This is a genomic window from Bradyrhizobium sp. LB8.2, from assembly GCF_040548035.1.
Taxonomy (GTDB): Bacteria; Pseudomonadota; Alphaproteobacteria; order Rhizobiales; family Xanthobacteraceae; genus Bradyrhizobium.
Genome location: NZ_JBEPQV010000012.1, coordinates 66,539 through 85,839, shown reverse-complemented (window position 1 = coordinate 85,839; position 19,301 = coordinate 66,539). Strand labels below are relative to the sequence as shown.

Below are 19,301 nucleotides of genomic sequence, written 5' to 3'. Positions count from 1 at the left end.
ACCTCAGCGGAACAGCGCCGTGGTCGATTGCATCATCTGGTCGGCGGCGCTGATCACCTTGGCGTTCATCTCGTAGGCGCGCTGGGCGGCGATCAGGTCGCTCATTTCCGAGACGACGTCGACATTGGCCTGCTCGAGGCTGCTCTGGGTGATGTTGCCGAAACCTTCGGCGGTCGCCGTGCCGTCCTGCGGCGGGCCGGAGGAGGGCGTCTCAGTGAACTGATTGTTGCCGACCGGCTGGAGGCCCGCCTTGTTGATGAATCGGGTCAGGCCGATCTGGCCCTGGACCGCCGAGGTCGACGAACCCGGCAGCGTCACCGAGACCTGGCCCTGCACGTTGATGGTGAGACCCGAGGCGTTGTTCGGGATCGTGATCGTCGGCTGGACCGGGTTGCCCTGCGCGGTGACGATGCGCCCCTGATTGTCCATCTGGAAGGTGCCGTCGCGGGTGTACTGGTAGCTGCCGTCGGGCATCAGGATCTTGAAGAAACCTTCGCCCGTGATGGCCATGTCGAGGTCGTTGCCGGTCTGCGACAGCGTGCCCTGGGTCATGCTGCGCGGCGTACCGACGGTCTTGACGCCGCCGCCGATGTCGACGCCGACCGGCAGGATGGTGCCCTGGTCGGACGACTGGGCGCCGACGCGGCGGACGTGTTCGTAGATCAGGTCCTGGAACGCCGCGGTCTGCTTCTTGAAGCCGGTGGTGCGCAAGTTCGCGATGTTGTTGGAGATCACCTGAACGTTGAGTTCCTGTGCCGCCATTCCGGTCGCTGCGGTGTGAAGCGCCTGCATGTCAGTTCTCCCTCAATCAAGCCGGAACGTCGGCGAGTTTCTCGATCGCCGATTTGTGCATGTCACTCTGCTGCTGGAGCAGGTTGGCGATGGCGGTGTAGCTGCGCATGACTTCGACCATGCGGCTCATCTCACCGACCGAGTTCACGTTCGACTTCTCGACGTAGCCCTGCTGCACGGTCGACTTGGTGTCGGCCTGCGCGGTCGCGGAGCCGGCGCTGTAAAGGTTGGCGCCGAGCTTGGTCAGCTTGGCCGGGTCGTCGAACGCGGCCATGCGGATCTTGCCGCGGATCGAGTCGTTCTTGGCCGTGCCCTCAAGCACGGTGACGGTGCCGTCGGGGGCGACGTTGATGTCGTGGTCGGTCGGCTGGAAGGTGATCGGGCCGCCGGTGCCGAGCACGAGGTTGCCGTCGGAGGTGACGAGCTGGCCGGTGCTGTTGAGCGAGAATTTGCCGTCGCGGGTGTAGCGCTCGGCGCCATTGGTCTGCACCGCGAAATAGGCGTCGCCGCTGATCGCCATGTCGAGCGGATTCTTGGTCGGCTCCATCGGCCCCTGGCTGACGTCGCGGAAGGTGCCGCGGTCCTGCACATAGGAGACCCGGCGGTCGGAGCCGACGAAATTGTCCTCACGCGCGTTCGAGTTGAGGTACTCCTCGAACAACGAATGGTCGGCCTTGAAGCCGTTGGTATTGGCATTGGCGACGTTGTTGGCGACGACATCCATCTGCCGTTCCAACGTCATCTGCCGTGACAAGCCGATCAGAAGCGCGTTCTGCATCGGAAATCTCCCCTGAGTGAGATCCGCCAGCTCGCTCTCCCAAGCGCCTTGGCCGATCCCGTGAACGAGACCTCGGGTTCTCCCAAACCTTAGGTCTCGGCCCTTTCTTAGCGAAAGTCGTGCCAACCGGGAAAATTACGTAAATTCAATCGTTTATCTATTTTAAGAGGGCGTGGGGAGGCGGCAGAAAGGAACTGTTAGCCATGTTTGCCCGGCAGATTTTTCCTAGTGGGAGCCCAATCGAAAGGTTCCGTTAACCATTATTACCGTAGCGTTTGCACATAAGAGGAGCGCACTGCGCTGGGGCATTTGTGTCGCGTCACTGTCTGCCAGGAGCTTCGCTCTTTCGATCCCTTTGAGAAATGAACGAGCGCGGCGACCATGGCAGAGAATGAAGCGGAAGGCGGCTCAGGCGCGGAAGCCGCTCCACCGAAGAACAAGCTCAAGATCATCGTCATGGCCGTGGGCCTGCTCGCGGTCCTCGGCGGCGGTGCCGCGACCTGGTTCTTCTTTTTCCGTCACGGCGACGACGAGCATCACGCCGAGGCGGCGCCCCCGCCGAAGCCGCCGGCTTTCGTCGACGTTCCCGACATCATGGTCAACCTCGCCGGTGCGCCGGGCGAGCGCGTGCAATATCTGAAGCTCAAGATCGTGCTGGAGCTGAAGGAAGAGAAGCAGATCGAGGCGATCAAGCCGACGATGCCGCGCATCACCGACATCTTCCAGACCTATGTGCGCGAGCTGCGCTCCTCCGACCTCAATGGCTCCGCCGGCGTCTTCCGTCTCAAGGAAGAGCTGACCAAGCGCGTCAACGCGGCGGTAGCCCCGGTCCAGGTCAGCGCGGTGCTGTTCAAGGAAGTCGTGATCCAGTGAGCATGACGGTCTAGGGATCATGGCAGGCACCGACCAACCGGACCAGGATGCAATTGCCGCCCAATGGGAGGCCTCGCTCGATTCCGAGGATCCCGCCGAGGCCGCGAAGGCTGCTGCCGAAAACGAACTATCCGAGACCATGGCCCTGCAATGGGCGGCCATGGTCGAGGACGGCAGCCGCGATCTCGGCGCCGGCAAGAATTCCGGCGAGCGGGTGCTATCGCAGGAGGAGATCGACAACCTCCTCGGCTTCACAGCCGGCGACGTCACACTCGACGACCATTCCGGCATTCGCGCCATCATCGATTCGGCGATGGTCTCCTACGAGCGTCTGCCGATGCTCGAAATCGTCTTCGACCGCCTGGTGCGGTTGCTGACGACATCCTTGCGCAATTTCACCTCCGACAACGTCGAAGTCTCGCTCGACCGCATCACCTCGGTGCGCTTCGGCGACTACATGAACTCGATCCCGCTGCCCGCCGTCCTCACCGTCTTCAAGGCCGAGGAGTGGGACAATTTCGGCATGGCGGTGGTCGATTCCAGCCTGATCTACTCGATGATCGACGTGCTGCTCGGCGGCCGCCGCGGCTCGAGCCAGCTCCGCATCGAGGGCCGGCCCTACACCACGATCGAGACAGAGTTGGTCAAGCGGCTGGTCGAGGTGGTCATGGCCGATGCCGAACAGGCGTTCCGGCCGCTGTCGCCGGTGACCTTCACGATCGACCGGCTCGAGACCAATCCGCGTTTCGCCGCGATCAGCCGGCCTGCCAACGCCGCGATCCTGGTGCGCCTGCGCATCGACATGGAAGATCGCGGCGGCAACATCGAGCTCTTGCTGCCTTACGCGACCATCGAGCCGATCCGGGGCGTCCTGCTCCAGATGTTCATGGGCGAAAAGTTCGGCCGCGACCAGGTTTGGGAAGGCCATTTCGCAACCGAGATCGTCCAGGCCGAGATCTCCGTCGACGCCGTGCTCTACGAAGCCGACATTCCGCTCAAGCAGCTGATGCGGCTGAAGGTCGGCGACACGCTGCCGCTGGACATGCGCGCGGATGCCAATGTCACTGTTCGCTGCGGCGACGTCACGATCACCGAAGGACGCATGGGCCGGGTCGGCGATCGCGTCGCGATTCGGGTGACGAAACCCCTGCGCAAGCCAAGTACGACACTTGCGATGTTCGAAAAGGTCGACGAGCAGAACAAGATGATGGAGGCCCCATGAACCACTCCCTGGGAATGGCGATCGAGACGCTGGTGGCTATCCTGCTGATGCTGACCATCTTCTACTGCGTGATGCTCAACAAGCGGCTGACGCGGCTGAAGGCGGACGAGCATTCGCTGAAGGCGGTCATCGGCGAGCTGATCACCGCAACCGAGATCGCCGAGCGCGCGATCGGCGGGCTGAAGCTCGCCGTGCGCGACGTCAACGAGAACCTCGGCAGCCAGCTTGTGGCGGCGACGCAGATGTCCGAACAGCTCTACAAGCAGCTCGGTGAAGCCGACAACGTGGTACGGCGCCTGTCCAAGATCGCGATCGCCGCGCGTCCCATGACGAACCCGGATATGGTCGCCGCGCCCGCAGCCAAGCCCTCGTCGGCGAAGGCGGTGGCGGCTGCGGCCGAAGCCTTCTCCGAGCGCCGACGGTCCAACGGTCTTGCCGCATAAAGTCAGGGTATGAAGTCCTTTCGCAACATCCGCGTCATCCCGATCGTGCTGGTTGCCGTCGCTGGCCTCGCCACGCTGAAGGTGGCGGGCCTCGTGCTCAATGGCGGCTATGTCTTCGACTACAAGCCGAACCAGGTCAAAAAATCCTGGGCGCAGGAGAATCTGAACTTTCCGAGCAGCCGCGAGGACCCCGACATTACGGGCTCGACCCACGGCGCGCCGAAGCCGGCCGCGCCCGAGACCAAGCCCGAAGGCACCGTGGTCAAGGTGGAGGAAGCCCAGCCGCAGATATCGGCCTCGGAGCGCGCAATCCTGGAACGCTTGCAGTCGCGCCGCCAGGAGATCGAGGCCCGCCAGCGCGAGATCGACATCCGCGAGAGCCTGTTAAAATCCGCCGAGAAGCGCATCGAAAACAAGGTCGAGGAGATGAAGGCGGTGGAAACCCGCATCTCAGCGACCCAGGCCGAGCAGAAGGCCGCCGAAGCCCAGCGCATGAAGGGCCTCGTGACCATGTATGAGGGCATGAAGCCCAAGGACGCCGCGCGCGTGTTCGACCGCCTGGAGATGGGCGTGCTGATCGAGATCGCCTCGCAGATCGCGCCGAGAAAGATGTCGGACATCATGGGACTGATGTCGCCAGAGGCCGCCGAGCGGCTGACGGTCAAGATGGCCCGCCGGGCCAATGGCGGCGGCGATCAGTCCGCCTCGGCCGGCGATCTGCCCAAGATCGACGGCAAGCCGACGCAAAAGCCGAATTGAGGGCTCGAGAGGCGCGGCACACCGCTGCAACCTGCGCGTCCTCGCGCGGCCGTTCGGCCAGCACGCGGCTAGACGCCTTGCGTGTCTAGCTTGCGTGCCGCTGTTGAACCCTGCGACCGGCCGAGCTCAACGGTTTCTCGACGGGAAGGAGGGTCTCGCAGTGCTGCTTGATCAGCGCAGCCTTTGTCATTCGAGTCACGAGATGCAAGGTGCTGTGGCAGCAGGAGCACTCGTATACCTTGAGGGCATAGCCCCGCGCGATTGGAAAGACGGCTACGACCGTTCTTGTCCGGCTGCATACAATGCAGTTGGCTTCTCCGCTCATTGATTGCCCCCCAAAAGTCGACCAATCGAATTCGCATCGCCGTGATCACATTGATTCAGAGTCGTTGATGGACCGCAACACCTTTGGGGTTGTGCGCGCATAATCGGCAACCAAACACCCAAATCAAACACGCCTGGGAGTGGGGTGATCGCCGCGGGTTGACTTCCTTGCCGCACGGAGCGATGCGACTCGCGTTGCGGATGCAGCCGAAGCAAGCGGCATCTTCTGAGGCTGCGATGAGTTGACGCGTACAAATGTGAAGTGGAGTACAGTGGCGCTGAAGCGTTCGTCCTAGGCTTCCGCCATTCGCAATCAGCAGCGCGGGAGGAAGCTATGAATTACTCGTCCGTAGCAGAACGCGCAATCGAAGCCGTCAATCGGCTGCTCATCGCCGCGATGACGTTCGCATGGACGTCCGCGCTAGACCATCAGCATGCATGGCCGCCGCAAGAGGAAGAAGACGACTCTGATGACGCTTGTCTCGAGCGGGAGCACTCCTCGGCGCCGGATTGCGCGGGAAAGCAACACTGAAGGCGTGATTGGCGTCGCCGGTCGACGCCAATCGCGGGCCTCGAGGTGCGGGCGTCGGCCGGATGTTAACACCTCCCAAACCACTTGCTCTCCAAATTCGCAAGGGCGAACGCTTCAGCCCGCATCCAGGGCGTCGCGACACGCTGCGCCGGATCAGTCGTCATTACAGCATTAACAAGTCCTTAATTGGCAAAACCTACAGTCGACGGCACGGGCCGGCGCCAGTGCCGGCATGGACCGTCGAATCGGAAGAAATACTGCCAATGGCGCGAGAGGCTGCCGCTGGATTTGTGTCGCGAGCCCGCGCTTTGGCGCGGGGGCTGTCGCGTCACGTCCGGGTGGCGCCGCTACTGGCAGCAAGCCTCCTGATCGGCTTCAACGCACCGTCCCGGGCGGCCGATGTCGTCAGGGGCGAGGCGACTTTCTCGGCCGCGGGCGGCTTTGCCCGTCTCGTGATCAAGCTCGGCGAGGACGTCTCCTCCGAGGTGACGACGGCCGGTTCCATTCTCGTTATCCGCTTCGACCGGACGGTCGATGTTCCCGTCGATCGCGTCCCGGAAGGCGCGCCCGACTACGTCAACTCCGCCCGCCGCGATCCCGACGGCGGCGCCATCCGCCTGTCGCTGGCGCGGCGCGTCACCGTCAACACCATGAATGCCGGCGAACGCACCTTCATCGACCTCTTGCCGGAGGGTTGGAAGGGACCGCCGCCGAGCCTGCCCATGGACGTGGTCAAGGAACTCGCCGAGCGCGCGCGCGTCGCCGAACGGGCCCTGCGCGCCCAGCGCGCCGCGGCCGAGAGCAAGAAGCGTCCGCAGATCCGCGTGCGCGCCTCGGTGCAGCCGACCTTCGTCCGCTTCGTGTTCGAGATGCCCGACGGCGTGGGCGTGTCCTCCGTGCTCAACGAGCAGAAGCTGACGCTCGCCTTCAACGCCAACCTCAATTTCGATCTGGCGGACGCGGTCGTCGCAGCGCCGCCGAACGTCGCCTCGATCAAGCAGAAGGGCGACATCGACCAGACCAGTGTCGAGATCGCGCTGATCGGCGATTCCGACGTGCATTCATTCCGCGACGACAAGAACTACGTCGTCGACATTTCCTTCCAGCCGGACAAGGGCAAGATCGCCGCGACAGCCGAGGCCGCGATCGCGCAGGCCAAGCCCGCCGCCCACGGACCTGCGCCTGCGCCTGAAAAGCCGGCGGCCGAGAAGCCGAAGGACGCCCATCGCGAGATTGCACCGCCGACCTCCGAGGCGATCGCGCACGAAGCCAAGATCGATGTCAAGCCCGAGGTGAAGCCGGAAGCGCCGGCCGCCATGCCGCCCGTTGAAGCGCCGAAATCGGCGCCGGCTCCCGCGGCCGAAGCGGAGCACGCTGTGGAGGCGCCCAAGGACGTGTCGAAGGAAGCTTCAAAGACTGTGGTGCCGGCTGCAGAAACCGCGGTCGCGCCTGCCAAGCCCGTCATGGCCGAAGCGCCCAAAGAGGTCGTGAAGGAAGCCGCCAAGGAGACTGCGAAGGATCCGGTCAAGGAAGCCGTCAAGGCTGCGCCGGCAGAGGCGCCTGCCGCGCCGCAGCCCACTGTTGCCAGCGTCGATGCCCGCCGCGACAGCGACGGCCTGCGCGTGACTTTCCCGCTTCAGGTCGCAACGCCTGCGGCGGCGTTCCGACGTGGCGACACTGTCTGGCTGGTGTTCGATACGCCGAAGCCGATCGACGTCGAAGCGATCCGCACCAAGGGCGGTGCGATGATCGGCGACGTCGGCCGCATCCCGCTCGACAAGGGACAGGCGGTGCGTATCCGTCTCACCCGGCCGCTGGTCTATTCGCTGACGAGCGAGGAGGTCGGCAAGGAGACCAACTGGCTCCTGACCCTCGCCGACAAGATCCAGGCGACGCCGCTGCCGCTGATGATGTCGCGCAACATCACCGACCCCGCGCTTGCCAACATCGCGATCCCCTTCGCCAATCCAGGCCTTCTGCACAAGCTTACCGATCCCGACGCCGGCGACACGCTCTATGTCGTCACCGCGCAACGTCCGGTGCGCGGCTTCATCAAGCGGCAGGACCTGGTCGATCTCGCGTTGCTGGAATCCGCGCACGGCATCGCGATCCGGCCGAATTCCGACGAGGTCGCCGTCGAGGTCGGGGCGGACAAGGTCATCCTCGGCAAGAAGGGCGGGCTGACGCTGTCGCCGGTCGACATCTCGGCCGAGCGCGCCCCGACCGCAGTGCGGCCCATCTTCAACCCCGAAGGCTGGCGCAAGGGCCAGTCGGAAAACTTCATAGCGCGCCAGAACGACCTGATCACGGCGATCTCCATCGTCGAACCGGCGCTGCGTTCGCTGCCGCGGCTCGACCTCGCGCAATTCTACATGTCGCGCGCGATGTATCACGAGGCCAAGGCCGTCACCGAATTGATGCTGGCTGATCCTCTCAACAAGGAGGAGAGCGGTGCGCTGATCATGCATGCGGTCGCAAGCATCCTGATCGGCAGGCCGGCGCAGGGCCTCAAGGATCTCGCCAACCCCGTCATCGGCAACAGCCACGATTCCCAGCTCTGGAAGGCGCTCGCCTATGCGCGTCAGGGCAAATGGGCCGATGCGCGCGAGAAATTCAAGAACGTCGAATTCGCCATCGCCTCGCTGCCGCTCGACATCCAGCGCATCGTGACGATGGAGGCGATGCGCGCTTCGCTCGAGGTGAAGGACTATGCCGGCGCCTCCAAGCGCCGCAGCGAGCTCGAGGTGGTCGGCGTCCCACCCGAGGCCGCTCCCGGCTTCGCCGTGCTGCGCGGCCGGCTCGCCGAGGCGCTCGGCCACGACAAGGACGCGCTCGACGACTACAAGTTCGCAGTCGGCTCGACCGACCGGCCGGCCGCGGCCGAGGCCAAGCAGCTCGAGGTCGCGCTGCGACAGAAGCGCGACGAGATCAGCAAGGAGGACGCGCTGCGCGAGCTCGAGACGCTCTCGATGACCTGGCGCGGCGACTCCATCGAGGTCAAGACGCTTCAGATGCTGTCGCAGATCTATTCGGAGAACGGGCGCTACCGGGACGCGCTCACCGCGGCGCGTACCGCGACGAAGCTGCAGCCGAACGCGGAGGCCTCGCGGCAGGCGCAGGACCTCGCCTCCGACCTGTTCACGCAGATCTTCCTGGGGCCCAAGGGCGACGAGCTGCCGCCGGTCGAAGCGCTCGGGATGTTCTACGAGTTCCGCGAGCTGACGCCGATCGGCCGCCGCGGCGACGAACTGATCCGACGCCTCGCCGACCGTCTCGCCTCGATCGATCTGCTCGACCAGGCGGCCGAGCTCCTGCAATACCAGGTCGACCACCGCCTCGAAGGCGCGGCGCGTGCACAAGTTGCCGCGCGCCTCTCCATGATCTATCTCGCCAACCGCAGACCCGACATGGCGATTACGGCGCTGCGCGCGAGCCGCATCAGCGACCTCTCCGGCGAGCTCAGGCAGCAGCGCCTGCTGCTGGAGGCGCGCGCGCAGAGCGACGTCGGCCGCCACGATCTCGCGCTCGACATCGTCTCCAACGTCTCGGGACGCGAAGTGCTGCGCTTGCGCTCCGACATCTTCTGGGCCGCGCGGCGCTGGCGTGAATCCGCCGAGCAGATCGAGCTCTATTACGGCGAGCGTTTCCGTGACTTCAAGCCGCTCAACACGGTGGAGAAAAGCGACATCATTCGCGCTGCCGTCGGTTATGCGCTGGCTGACGACTCGATCGGCGTGTCGCGCTTCCGCGAGAAATACGCGCCGCTGATGAGCGAGAGCGCCGATCGGCTCGCCTTCGACATCGCGAGCAAGCCGTCCGGCGCCTCCAGCGCCGAATTCGCCGAGATCGCCAAGCTGGCTGCCAGCGTCGACACGCTCGACGGCTTCCTGCGCGAGATGAAGCAGCGCTTCCCCGACGCCACCGCCCGCGCGCCGGCCTCGCCGCAGGCCAACGACGAGTCCGACCACACCGGTTCGCTGCCCACGATCCCCGTCGTGCGACAGATCAAGATGACGCGGTAGCAAGCCCTGCTACCTCTCGCCTCTCGACAGGTGTCGCGCGAGGCGGCAACCTTCGTGGGGCATGACGGCGGTGGAGATTACCCCCCGTAGCTCTGCACCAGACTCCCCGCCACCAGCGACCAGCCGTCGACCAGCACGAAGAAGATCAGCTTGAACGGCAGCGAGATGGTTGCCGGCGGCAGCATCATCATGCCCATCGACATCAGCACGGAGGCGACGACGAGGTCGATGATCAGGAAGGGAAGGAACAGCAGGAAGCCGATCTCGAAGGCACGCTTCAGCTCGGAGATCATGAAGGCGGGGACCAGGATGCGTAAGCCGAGTTCGTCGGGGGTGGCGGGTGGCGGCTCGCCGGAGAGATCCAGGAACAGCTTGAGGTCCTTCTCGCGTACGTTCTTCTGCATGAAGCCGCGCAGGGGGACGGAGGCGCGCTGAAGCGCGTCCTCGACGCTGAGCTGATTGGCGACGAGCGGGCGGATGCCCTCGTCGTAGGATTTCTGCAACACCGGTCCCATCACGAAGAAGGTAAGGAAGATCGCCAGCGCGATGATCACCGAGTTCGGCGGAGCGGTCGCCGTGCCCATCGCGGTGCGCAGCAGCGACAGCACGACCACGATGCGCGTGAACGACGTCATCATGATCAGGATCGACGGTGCGATCGACAGCACCGTCAGCAGCGCGATCAGCTGAATCGCACGCTCGGTGACGCCGCCGCCGCCCGGACTGCCGCCGAGATTGATGCTGATGTCCTGCGCATGCGCCGGCATCGCGAGCGATGCCGCGCCGATCAGGACAGAAAGAAAAAAGACTCTACGCGGGAGGGCCGGCAGCCTCACGAAGACGGCTTTGGACGGCCAAGCAGCGAGGCCATTTCGTCTTCGAGATTTTCAAAGCTGGTCTTTTCCGGGGCCGGCTTTGCGGGTGAGGCCGGTGGTGCCGGCGGTTCGCTGCGGGCCGCACGCGGGGGCTCCGGCGCGACCGGAGGGGCAAGCGTCTCGCCGGCAGGGCGGCGCAGCGCAGCTTCGAGCCGCTGCGCCATCTCGGCGAGATTCTGCTCGGCGCTCGATGGCGCCGCAGGAGCGGGCGCCGGCGGCGGAACGGGCGGAGCCTGCGGCACAGGCGGAGGAGGCGGCGGCGCGGCTGCGCGCTCGGGAGGCAGCTTCACGGGCTCGCTCTGGCGCGGCGGACGCGGCATCAGAGGGGGTTCGTTGCGGGCAACGCGCGGCGGAATAGGTTCGGGACGCAGCTCGCGCTCGGGGCGCGGCGCGAGCGGCTCGGACATGAAGCCGCCCCGCGGCGGCTCGTTGCGGCGTTCGGCCATGGCGGGAGCGGGCCGGCGCACTTCGTCGGGGAAGGACGGGCGCGCGGGCCGCGGCGGCGGCTCGGGCATCTGCGGTTCGGGATGATCGAGCAGTTCGGGCCGCGGTGCTTCGTCGGCCCAGCCGCTGGTATCAGGCATTGGCGCAAGACGCGGCGGCTCGGCGGCATTCGGACGCTGCGGGAGCTGGTCACGGCCGGGCGCTGCGCGCACGATGTTGGGCTCGACGACGATGTCGGTGGGGCCGCCGATCATCAGCAGATGCTCGACATTGTCACGCCGGACCAGCACGAGGCGGCGGCGGCCGTCGACCGCGGCGGCATCGATCACGGCGAGCCGGGGCATGCGGCCGCGCTGGGTGTTGGCGCCGAGCCGGCTGGTGGCGAATCGGCGAACCAGCCATGCAGCGACGCCGATCAACGCCAGAACGACGATGAACGCGACGATGAAGGTGATAGGGCTGCCTTGCATACTTGTCCCCGACAAATGGCGCTTCTCTCGTGCCCGTGGTCAGATGCGCCAACCACCGGCATACGATGCCCCAAACTGCGATTTCTTAACGTCCCACGGCAAGTTTTGCCGTCCCCAACTCTTAATAACCTATGAATCGCTCGATCCAAAACGACTTCTTGCCCTGTGCACGCGCCGCCAAGGGGTTGGGTTAATGCCGTTTTGGAAGGCGTAGAATCACGGGGGCGCGCATTCGTGTTCCGGCGGCGGACATCTGCCCGTGACGTCCTTAACCAGCTGTTAACCATACACGCGGCAAATTCTGCCTAGCTTCGGACCTGGTCCGTGAGGCGGAAGGAGCCGCAACGATGTCAATCAACGATCTCCCGGTGCTGTCGGCGCTTCGCACCAAGATGCAATGGCACCAGGAGCGCCAGCGCGTCCTGTCCGAGAACGTCTCCAATTCCGACACGCCCAAATTCCGGCCACGCGACCTGGTCGAGCCGAAACTGGACAAGGCCGGCGCCGTCACGGGCTCGATGGGCCCCCTGGCGCTCACCCGCACCAGCGGTTCCCACATCGCGCCATCAGGCGGGGCCTCCGGATTCGACCAGAACAAGAATGCGGGTTTTGAGACCCGCCCCGCGGGCAACGCCGTCAATCTCGAAGAGGAGATGATGAAGGCCGCCAGCAACCAGATGGATTATGCGGCGGCGACCTCGCTCTATTCGAAGAGCTTGCATCTGCTCAAGACCGCGATCGGCAAAGGCTAGGGCTGGAGGTAGATCATGGCGAATGACAGCAGCGACTTTGCCCGCTCGATGGCGATCGCGACCTCCGGTCTGCGGGCGCAGGCCGGGCGCATGCGGGTGATCTCGGAGAACATCGCGAACGCGGATTCGACGTCGCAGAGTGCCGGCGGCGATCCCTACCGGCGCAAGGTGCCGACTTTCTCCTCCGCGCTCGACCGCACGCTCGACGCGCAGGTCGTCACCCTCGGCCGGATCAAGCCCGACCAGTCGAACTTCCGCACCAAATACGAGCCGAACAATCCGGCGGCGGATGCGACCGGCAACGTCAAATATCCCAACGTGAACTCGGTGGTCGAGATGACCGACATGCGCGACGCGCAGCGGTCCTACGAGGCCAATCTCAACATCATCAGTGCGACGCGCCGGATGATCCAGCGCACCCTCGACATCCTCAAGAGCTGAACAGGACATTTGAGCCATGGCAACACCGACAATTGCCGCCAACGCCTACGCAAACCTCGCCCGCGTGCTGGAGAACAGCGGTGCCGGCAAGGGCAGCGAGCCGAGCGGGCAGTCCTTCGCCTCGCTTCTGAAAGACACCGTCGGCAGCGTCCTAGAGTCCGGCCGCAAATCCGATGCGCAGACGGTGGCGATGGCCGCTGGCAAGGCCAACGTGATGGACGTGGTGACGGCGGTCGCGGACACCGACGTCGCGGTGTCCACGCTGGTCTCCGTCCGCGACCGTGTGATCGCGGCCTATGAAGACATCATGAAGATGCCGATCTGATTTCGACCTCCGTCGTCATTGCGAATCTTTCCAGGGCGGCAGCCTGGATTGCTTCGCTGCGCTCGCAAGGACGGGGAGGGGGCGTTCGATCACCGCGAGGCGCGGGGATGAGACTTGAACAAAGGAAGTTGGCAATGACCGGACCGGAAACCCTCGACGTCGCGCGTGATGCGATCTGGACCATCGTGATCGTGTCGTCGCCCCTGATGATCGTGGGGCTCGTGGTCGGCGTCGTCGTGTCGCTGTTCCAGGCGCTGACGCAGATCCAGGAGCAGACGCTGATCTACGTGCCGAAGATTTTGGCGATCTTTGCCACAATGCTGCTGGCGCTGCCGTTCATGGCCGACGCACTGCATTCCCACATGCTGCGGATATCGTCGCGAATCATCGGCGGCTGAGGCACAATGCGCCGGTCATGCGCATCGACGTCTCGCTGCTGCCGGCGCTTGCCGCCTCCTTCATGCTCGCCTTCGCCCGGGTCGGCGCGATGGTGATGCTGTTGCCGGGCCTGGGCGAGACCAATATCCCGACGCGGATCAAGCTGTCGATCGCGCTGCTGCTCACGCTGATCATCCTGCCGCTGCATCGGAGCGCCTACCACGTCGACATGGAATCGATCGCGGCGCTGCTCGTCCTGATGCTGCATGAGATCGTGATCGGCATCGTGCTGGGGGCGACCGCGCGGGTGACGTTGTCGGCGCTCCAGGTTGCCGGTGCCGTGATCGCGCAGCAGATGGGGCTCGGTTTCGTCACCTCGGTCGATCCGACGCAGGGACAACAGGGCGTGCTGGTCGGCAACTTCCTGACAATACTGGGGGTGACGCTGCTGTTCGCCACCGACAGCCATCATCTGGTGATCGCGGCGCTGAACGACAGCTACGCGATCTTCGCGCCGGGCGAGACCGTGTCGAGCGGCGATGTCGCCGCGCTGGCGACGCGCGCCTTCGCCGCCGCATTCCGCTTGGGTTTGCAGCTTTCCGGCCCGTTCCTGGTGTTCGGCCTCGTCTTCAACATCGGGCTTGGCGTGCTGGCGCGACTGATGCCGCAGATGCAGGTCTATTTCGTCGGCGTGCCGCTGTCGATCTTCGCCGGTTTCCTGGTGCTCGCCGTGGTGCTCACGGCGATGATGGGCACCTATCTCGACTATTTCATCGGTGTCATGCACCAGATGATGCCACTCAAGTGACCGGGTGATCGATGGCGGAAAACAACGATCCAGAGAGTCAAACAGAAGACCCGACGCAAAAACGTCTCGAAGATGCGCTCGAACGCGGTGACGTCGCCAAGAGCCAGGAGATCAACACCTGGTTCATGATCGCGGGCGCTACGCTTGTGGTATCGAGCTTCTCAGGCTCGGTCGGCAGCGGGCTGATGACGCCGATGCGCAACCTGCTTGCCAATTCCTGGATGATCAAGACCGACGGCCGGGCTCTGCTCGCCCTGATGCAGCAGATCGAAGTCGCGGTGCTCGCGGCGGTCGGCGTGCCGCTGCTGATGCTGGTGCTGGCGGCAATTGCGGGCAACATGCTGCAGCACCGCCTGGTGTGGTCGGCCGAATCCCTCAAGCCCAAATTCAGCAAGCTGTCGCCCGCCGAAGGCCTCAAGCGCATCTTCGGCAAGCAAGCGGCTGCGAACTTCCTCAAGGGTCTGGGCAAACTGATCGTGCTCGGCGCGGTCATGACCACGATCCTGTGGCCGGAGCGGCATCGTATGGAGGCGATGGTCAGGCTCGATCCGGCCGCCATGCTCGGCGCCACCACCAGTCTGACCATTCATCTGCTCGGCGCGGTGGTCGCGGCGCTCGCGATCATCGCCATTGGCGACTATTTCTTCCAGTATCGCAGCTGGTTCCAGCGGCAGAAGATGTCGCTCCAGGAGATCAAGGAAGAGTTCAAGCAGTCCGAAGGCGACCCGCACATCAAGGGCAAGCTCAGGCAGCTGCGCCAGCAGCGCTCCAAGAAGCGCATGATGGCGGCGGTTCCCAAGGCCTCCGTGATCATCACCAACCCGACCCACTATTCGATCGCGCTGTCCTACGAGCGCGGCATGTCGGCGCCGATCTGCGTCGCCAAGGGCGTCGACAACCTCGCTTTCAAGATCCGGGAGATCGCGCGCGAGCACGACATCCCGATCGTCGAGAACGTGCCGCTCGCCCGCGCGCTCTACGCCACCGTCGAGATCGACCAGGAAATCCCGACCGAGCACTACCATGCAGTCGCCGAAGTCATCGGCTACGTCATGCGTCTGAAGAGCGGATTCGGCGCCAGCCGGCAATAAAACCCCTGAAAAGTACTGGAAATGGCCGTAATCTGGGAATCAGCGTACCTTTCGCCCCTGCTGCCCTTGCGCCTGCGGGTCCGATTCAGGCAGGGAGGACCCCACGCGCCCTGTAGCGCGTTGATTCTCTGCCGACAGGCTGCGCCAGCTTGAGATGACTGCTGAGACCGACCACGACCTCACACGCGAGCCCGTTGCGGCGCCCGAACCGTCGCCGCGCTCGGGCAGCATTGCGCTGGTGCTGCTGGTGGCCGCCGGCCTCGTCGCCGTCGCTATCGGGCTGATGACGCTTGGGCGCGCGCAGGCGCAGCCCTATATCCTCGGCATCCTCGCCGTGCTGGCGATGGTCGGCCTGTTCAACCTATTTGCCTTTGCAGCCGGCATCATCCGCTTCGTGGACCGCAATCTCGATGATCCCGTGATGGGGCGCATCGCCGATCACGCTTTCGATGGCCTGGCCGTGACCGACCCGCGCGGCCACGTGGTCTATTCCAACGCCGCCTATCTGACGCTGACCGGCGCCACCGGCCCGCAGGAGGTGCGCCCCGTCGAGCGCGTCTTCATCGGCAACCCCGACGTCTCCGAAGCCGTGTTCCGCCTGTTGAAAGCCGCGCGCGAAGGCAAGCGGCAGCAGGAAGAGGTGCGGATCTCCGGCCAGGACGGCAGCCAGGGCCGCTGGCTGCGCATGCGGGTGCGGCCCCTTGGCACGGGAAAGCGCGAGACGAAATACGCGGTGTGGTCGATCGCCGACATCACCCGCGACCGCGAGCGCCAGGAGGACGTGTTCCAGGAACTCCAGCACGCGATCGAATATCTCGATCACGCGCCTTGCGGCTTCTTCTCGGTCAATCCGGCCGGCGAGCTCGCTTATGTCAACGCGACGCTGGCGAACTGGCTCGACCACGACCTCGCCGAGATCGGCTCGGGCGGGCTGAAGCTCACCGACATCGTCTCCGGCGACGGCGCTTCGCTGCTCACCGCGATCGTGGCGGTGCCGGGCGAGGTGAAGACCGAAGTCTTCGACATCGACCTGCGCATGCGCACCGGCAAAACCATGCCGGTGCGGCTCTATCACAAGCTCGCCTTCGGCGCCGACGGTGCGCCGGGGCCGTCGCGCACGCTGGTGATCAGCCGTGCCCGCGATGAGCGTAGCGATCCGGACCGCGCCGCCGAAGTGCGCTTCATGCGCTTCTTCGACCATACGCCGATGGCGATCGCGACGGTCGACCGCGGCGGCAACGTCGTGCGCTCCAATGCGCGCTACGCCAAGCTCGGGCAGGCGCTGGGGCTCGACAGCGCCAGCAAGTCGATCTTCCGCGCGGTCAGTTCGCGCGACCGGCACCTTTTGATCGCGGCCATCAACCAGGCCGCGGAGGGGCAGGCCGACGTCGCGCCGGTCGAAGTGGCACTCGAAGGCACCAAGGAGCGCTGGGGCCAGTTCTTCGTTACGCCGGTGGACGCGGCCGAGAACGACGCCGAAGCCGCCATCGTGCACATGCTCGAGACCACCGAGCGGCGCGCGCTTGAGAACCAGATCAACCAGTCGCAGAAGATGGAAACGGTCGGCCAGCTCGCCGGCGGCATCGCCCACGACTTCAACAACGTGCTCTCCGCCATCATGATGGCGAACGACTTCCTGCTGAACGCGCACAAGCCGACCGATCCGTCGTTCCAGGACATCATGCAGATCAAGCAGAACGCGACGCGCGCCGCCACGCTGGTGCGGCAGTTGCTGGCGTTCTCGCGCCGGCAGACGCTGCGGCCGCAGGTGCTCGATCTCGGCGACGCACTTTCCGACCTCGCGATGCTGCTGCGCCGCCTGATCGGCGAGAAGGTCAAGCAGGAGACCATCCACGGCCGCGATCTCTGGCCGGTCAAGGTCGACGTCTCCCAGTTCGAGCAGGTGGTCGTCAATCTCGCGGTCAACGCGCGCGACGCCATGCCGGAGGGCGGCAAGCTGATCATCCGCACCGCCAACGTCACCACAGAGGAAGCCGCCAGGCTCGCCTACAAGGGCATGCCGGCCGCGGACTATGTGCGGATCGAGGTCGCCGACACCGGCACCGGCATTCCCGCCGACATCCGCGACAAGATCTTCGAGCCGTTCTTCTCGACCAAGGAAGTCGGCAAGGGTACCGGCCTCGGGCTCTCCACCGTCTACGGCATCGTCAAGCAGACCGGCGGCTTCATTTACGTGGACTCCGAGCCGGGGCAGGGCACCTCGTTCCACATCTTCCTGCCGCGTCATCACGCCGAGCCTGAAGAGCAGGTCGAGCAGCCGACGGCGGTCGTTGGCGCCACCAATGGTGCCGCGAAGGAGGCCGGGCTAGCGGCGGAAGCCAAGCCCCGCACCGATCTCACCGGACAGGGCACCATCCTCCTGGTCGAGGACGAAGAGGGCCTGCGCGCGCTCAACGCACGCGGCCTGCGCTCGCGCGGCTACACCGTGGTCGAGGCCGAGAATGGCGTCGAGGCCATGGAGTTGCTGGACGAGCAGAGCGGCGGCATCGATCTCGTCGTCTCCGATGTCGTGATGCCGGAGATGGACGGCCCGACCCTGCTCAAGGCGATGCGCGAGAAGAATCCCGACATCAAGTTCATCTTCGTCTCCGGCTATGCCGAGGACGCGTTCGAGAAGAGCTTGCCCCAAGGCCAGCAGTTCGACTTCCTGCCAAAGCCTTTCACGCTCAGCCAACTCGTGGCGGCTGTGAAGGAGACGATGACGAAGGTAGGGTGAGGCTTTGAGGAAAAAGCGGAATTCTCCCCTCCAACCCGCCGGTAACCCGTGACCACAGTTCCTCGCACACCCGGCCAAGCGCCCGCCAAATATGGGCTTTTGCCACATCCCCGCGACTGAGGGCCGCAGCCATAAGTTCCGAAACCATCTTCACTTTTCGGGAAGTCTGCCCATCTTAAGGACACGTCCCCATGCCGGGGATTTGGGAAACGCACATGAAGTTCTCACAATGCTCCCGCAGTCTCTTCAAGACGATCGCTGTCGTGCTGGCGCTTGCGCTGCCGACCGCGCTGGCGATCTCGTCAGCTGACGCGCGCGTCGGCGGCGGCATGTCGTCGGGGTCGCGCGGCGCGCGGACCTATTCGGCCCCGCCCTCGACCACGACCGCGCCGGGTTCGACGTCGCAGTTCAACCGCACCTACACCCAGCCCGGTGCAGGCATGAATTCGGCCGCAACCGCGCCTGCGCGCGGCGGCCTGTTCGGCCGCGGCGGTGGCTTCCTGGGCGGCCTTGCGGCCGGCTTCCTCGGCGCGGGCCTGCTCGGCATGCTGTTCGGCGGTGGCCTGTTCGGCGGCCTTGGCGGCCTGTCCTCGATCCTGGGCCTGATCATCCAGATCGTGCTGGTGGTGGTCGTGGTGCGGCTGGCGATGTCGTGGTGGCAGCGCCGCCACACGCCGCAGGCCGCCTATGCCAACGCGAACGCCGGTGCCGGCCCGGGACCGGATACGAACTCCCGCAGTGGTCTTGGCAGCGGCTTCGGCTTTGGTGCCAACAACGCGCCGCTCGAGATCAAGCCGGCGGACTATGAGGCGTTCGAGCGTCTGCTCGGCGACGTCCAGGCCGCCTGGTCCAACGAGGACGTGGCCAAGCTGCACACGCTCGCGACGCCGGAAATGGTCTCCTATTTCGAGCAGGACCTCGGCCAGAACCGCGGGCGCAACGTCGTCAACAAGGTCAGCGATGTGAAGCTGTTGCAGGGCGACCTCGCGGAATCCTGGCGCGAAGGCGAGACCGACTACGCGACAGTGGCGCTGCGCTTCGCGCTCACGGACAAGACGCTCGACCGCAACACCGGCGCGATTGTCGCCGGCAGCGAGCAGCCGGGCGAGGCCACCGAAGTCTGGACCTTTGCCCGACGCCCGGGCAGCGGCTGGGAATTGTCAGCGATCCAGCAGACCAACTGATCGCAGACGACGTGAAAAGCCAGGGCGTCGTGCTTCTTGCACGGCGCCTTT

The 19,301-nt window shown here is 65.1% G+C and carries 18 protein-coding genes; 14 read left to right on the top strand and 4 right to left on the bottom strand.

What is annotated here, in order from left to right; genetic code table 11:
* Positions 1 to 3: 3 nt before the first annotated feature.
* Positions 4 to 792 carry a flagellar basal-body rod protein FlgG gene (gene flgG / locus ABIB06_RS16855; protein WP_211397591.1) on the bottom strand — a complete coding sequence of 263 codons (789 nt, stop codon included), beginning with the start codon at positions 790 to 792 and terminating at the stop codon, positions 4 to 6.
* A 16-nt stretch (positions 793 to 808) separates the two neighbouring features.
* Entirely contained in the window at positions 809 to 1,570 is a 762-nt protein-coding gene (flgF, locus tag ABIB06_RS16850; protein WP_354046182.1) for a flagellar basal-body rod protein FlgF, read from the bottom strand.
* Between the two features lie 381 nt (positions 1,571 to 1,951).
* Between flgF and fliL the strand changes: the two genes are divergently transcribed.
* From fliL to ABIB06_RS16820, 6 genes are all read left to right on the top strand, one after another.
* On the top strand, positions 1,952 to 2,443 hold the full coding sequence (gene fliL / locus ABIB06_RS16845; RefSeq protein WP_247351957.1) for a flagellar basal body-associated protein FliL: 492 nt from the start codon (positions 1,952 to 1,954) through the stop codon (positions 2,441 to 2,443).
* A 19-nt stretch (positions 2,444 to 2,462) separates the two neighbouring features.
* Positions 2,463 to 3,665 carry a flagellar motor switch protein FliM gene (gene fliM, locus ABIB06_RS16840; protein ID WP_247351956.1) on the top strand — a complete coding sequence of 401 codons (1,203 nt, stop codon included), beginning with the start codon at positions 2,463 to 2,465 and terminating at the stop codon, positions 3,663 to 3,665.
* Positions 3,662 to 4,108, top strand: coding sequence for a DUF6468 domain-containing protein (locus tag ABIB06_RS16835; protein WP_247351954.1), 447 nt, complete (start codon positions 3,662 to 3,664; stop codon positions 4,106 to 4,108). The genes fliM and ABIB06_RS16835 overlap by 4 nt, the downstream gene beginning before the upstream one ends.
* 9 nt (positions 4,109 to 4,117) lie before the next feature.
* Positions 4,118 to 4,867, top strand: coding sequence for a MotE family protein (locus ABIB06_RS16830; RefSeq protein WP_354068875.1), 750 nt, complete (start codon positions 4,118 to 4,120; stop codon positions 4,865 to 4,867).
* A gap of 658 nt (positions 4,868 to 5,525) precedes the next feature.
* Positions 5,526 to 5,723 carry a hypothetical protein gene (locus tag ABIB06_RS16825; RefSeq protein WP_247444414.1) on the top strand — a complete coding sequence of 66 codons (198 nt, stop codon included), beginning with the start codon at positions 5,526 to 5,528 and terminating at the stop codon, positions 5,721 to 5,723.
* A 263-nt stretch (positions 5,724 to 5,986) separates the two neighbouring features.
* Positions 5,987 to 9,745, top strand: a complete 3,759-nt coding sequence (locus ABIB06_RS16820; protein WP_354046185.1) for a tetratricopeptide repeat protein — start codon at positions 5,987 to 5,989, stop codon at positions 9,743 to 9,745.
* Positions 9,746 to 9,822: 77 nt separating this feature from the next.
* On the opposite strand, the gene fliP is transcribed toward ABIB06_RS16820, so the two are convergent.
* Together fliP and ABIB06_RS16810 are read right to left on the bottom strand one after the other, a co-directional pair.
* Complete coding sequence (gene fliP / locus ABIB06_RS16815; RefSeq protein WP_354046187.1) at positions 9,823 to 10,581, bottom strand: flagellar type III secretion system pore protein FliP; 759 nt, start codon at positions 10,579 to 10,581, stop codon at positions 9,823 to 9,825.
* A complete protein-coding gene (locus ABIB06_RS16810) occupies positions 10,578 to 11,534 on the bottom strand; it encodes a flagellar biosynthetic protein FliO (protein ID WP_354046189.1) in 957 nt (318 codons plus the stop codon). Before ABIB06_RS16810 ends, fliP begins: the two co-directional genes overlap by 4 nt.
* Before the next feature lie 347 nt (positions 11,535 to 11,881).
* Here ABIB06_RS16810 and flgB point away from each other — a divergent pair, with 347 nt between their 5' ends.
* The 8 genes from flgB to ABIB06_RS16770 all read left to right on the top strand — a co-directional run bounded on the left by flgB (position 11,882) and on the right by ABIB06_RS16770 (position 19,250).
* Entirely contained in the window at positions 11,882 to 12,286 is a 405-nt protein-coding gene (gene flgB, locus ABIB06_RS16805) for a flagellar basal body rod protein FlgB (RefSeq protein WP_247351945.1), read from the top strand.
* A gap of 15 nt (positions 12,287 to 12,301) precedes the next feature.
* A complete protein-coding gene (gene flgC, locus ABIB06_RS16800; RefSeq protein WP_027567607.1) occupies positions 12,302 to 12,727 on the top strand; it encodes a flagellar basal body rod protein FlgC in 426 nt (141 codons plus the stop codon).
* A 16-nt stretch (positions 12,728 to 12,743) separates the two neighbouring features.
* Positions 12,744 to 13,052: a flagellar hook-basal body complex protein FliE gene (gene fliE, locus ABIB06_RS16795; RefSeq protein WP_007612285.1), complete on the top strand. Its 309-nt coding sequence runs from the start codon at positions 12,744 to 12,746 to the stop codon at positions 13,050 to 13,052.
* Positions 13,053 to 13,186: 134 nt separating this feature from the next.
* Positions 13,187 to 13,450 (top strand): flagellar biosynthesis protein FliQ, encoded by a 264-nt coding sequence (gene fliQ / locus ABIB06_RS16790; protein ID WP_129268713.1) that lies wholly within the window; start codon positions 13,187 to 13,189, stop codon positions 13,448 to 13,450.
* Positions 13,451 to 13,467: 17 nt separating this feature from the next.
* Complete coding sequence (gene fliR / locus ABIB06_RS16785) at positions 13,468 to 14,238, top strand: flagellar biosynthetic protein FliR (protein ID WP_247351941.1); 771 nt, start codon at positions 13,468 to 13,470, stop codon at positions 14,236 to 14,238.
* A gap of 11 nt (positions 14,239 to 14,249) precedes the next feature.
* A complete protein-coding gene (gene flhB / locus ABIB06_RS16780; protein ID WP_354046192.1) occupies positions 14,250 to 15,329 on the top strand; it encodes a flagellar biosynthesis protein FlhB in 1,080 nt (359 codons plus the stop codon).
* A 154-nt stretch (positions 15,330 to 15,483) separates the two neighbouring features.
* Positions 15,484 to 18,066 (top strand): cell cycle histidine kinase CckA, encoded by a 2,583-nt coding sequence (cckA, locus tag ABIB06_RS16775; protein WP_354046194.1) that lies wholly within the window; start codon positions 15,484 to 15,486, stop codon positions 18,064 to 18,066.
* Positions 18,067 to 18,257: 191 nt separating this feature from the next.
* Positions 18,258 to 19,250: a Tim44 domain-containing protein gene (locus tag ABIB06_RS16770; RefSeq protein ID WP_354046196.1), complete on the top strand. Its 993-nt coding sequence runs from the start codon at positions 18,258 to 18,260 to the stop codon at positions 19,248 to 19,250.
* Positions 19,251 to 19,301: the final 51 nt, after the last annotated feature.

Coding starts and splice junctions, on each gene's coding strand:
- flgG (WP_211397591.1), bottom strand. CDS start 792: ATGCAGGCGCTTCACACCGCAGCGACCGGAATGGCGGCACAGGAACTC.
- flgF (WP_354046182.1), bottom strand. CDS start 1,570: ATGCAGAACGCGCTTCTGATCGGCTTGTCACGGCAGATGACGTTGGAA.
- fliL (WP_247351957.1), top strand. CDS start 1,952: ATGGCAGAGAATGAAGCGGAAGGCGGCTCAGGCGCGGAAGCCGCTCCA.
- fliM (WP_247351956.1), top strand. CDS start 2,463: ATGGCAGGCACCGACCAACCGGACCAGGATGCAATTGCCGCCCAATGG.
- ABIB06_RS16835 (WP_247351954.1), top strand. CDS start 3,662: ATGAACCACTCCCTGGGAATGGCGATCGAGACGCTGGTGGCTATCCTG.
- ABIB06_RS16830 (WP_354068875.1), top strand. CDS start 4,118: ATGAAGTCCTTTCGCAACATCCGCGTCATCCCGATCGTGCTGGTTGCC.
- ABIB06_RS16825 (WP_247444414.1), top strand. CDS start 5,526: ATGAATTACTCGTCCGTAGCAGAACGCGCAATCGAAGCCGTCAATCGG.
- ABIB06_RS16820 (WP_354046185.1), top strand. CDS start 5,987: ATGGCGCGAGAGGCTGCCGCTGGATTTGTGTCGCGAGCCCGCGCTTTG.
- ABIB06_RS16810 (WP_354046189.1), bottom strand. CDS start 11,534: ATGCAAGGCAGCCCTATCACCTTCATCGTCGCGTTCATCGTCGTTCTG.
- flgB (WP_247351945.1), top strand. CDS start 11,882: ATGTCAATCAACGATCTCCCGGTGCTGTCGGCGCTTCGCACCAAGATG.
- flgC (WP_027567607.1), top strand. CDS start 12,302: ATGGCGAATGACAGCAGCGACTTTGCCCGCTCGATGGCGATCGCGACC.
- fliE (WP_007612285.1), top strand. CDS start 12,744: ATGGCAACACCGACAATTGCCGCCAACGCCTACGCAAACCTCGCCCGC.
- fliQ (WP_129268713.1), top strand. CDS start 13,187: ATGACCGGACCGGAAACCCTCGACGTCGCGCGTGATGCGATCTGGACC.
- fliR (WP_247351941.1), top strand. CDS start 13,468: ATGCGCATCGACGTCTCGCTGCTGCCGGCGCTTGCCGCCTCCTTCATG.
- flhB (WP_354046192.1), top strand. CDS start 14,250: ATGGCGGAAAACAACGATCCAGAGAGTCAAACAGAAGACCCGACGCAA.
- cckA (WP_354046194.1), top strand. CDS start 15,484: ATGACTGCTGAGACCGACCACGACCTCACACGCGAGCCCGTTGCGGCG.
- ABIB06_RS16770 (WP_354046196.1), top strand. CDS start 18,258: ATGCCGGGGATTTGGGAAACGCACATGAAGTTCTCACAATGCTCCCGC.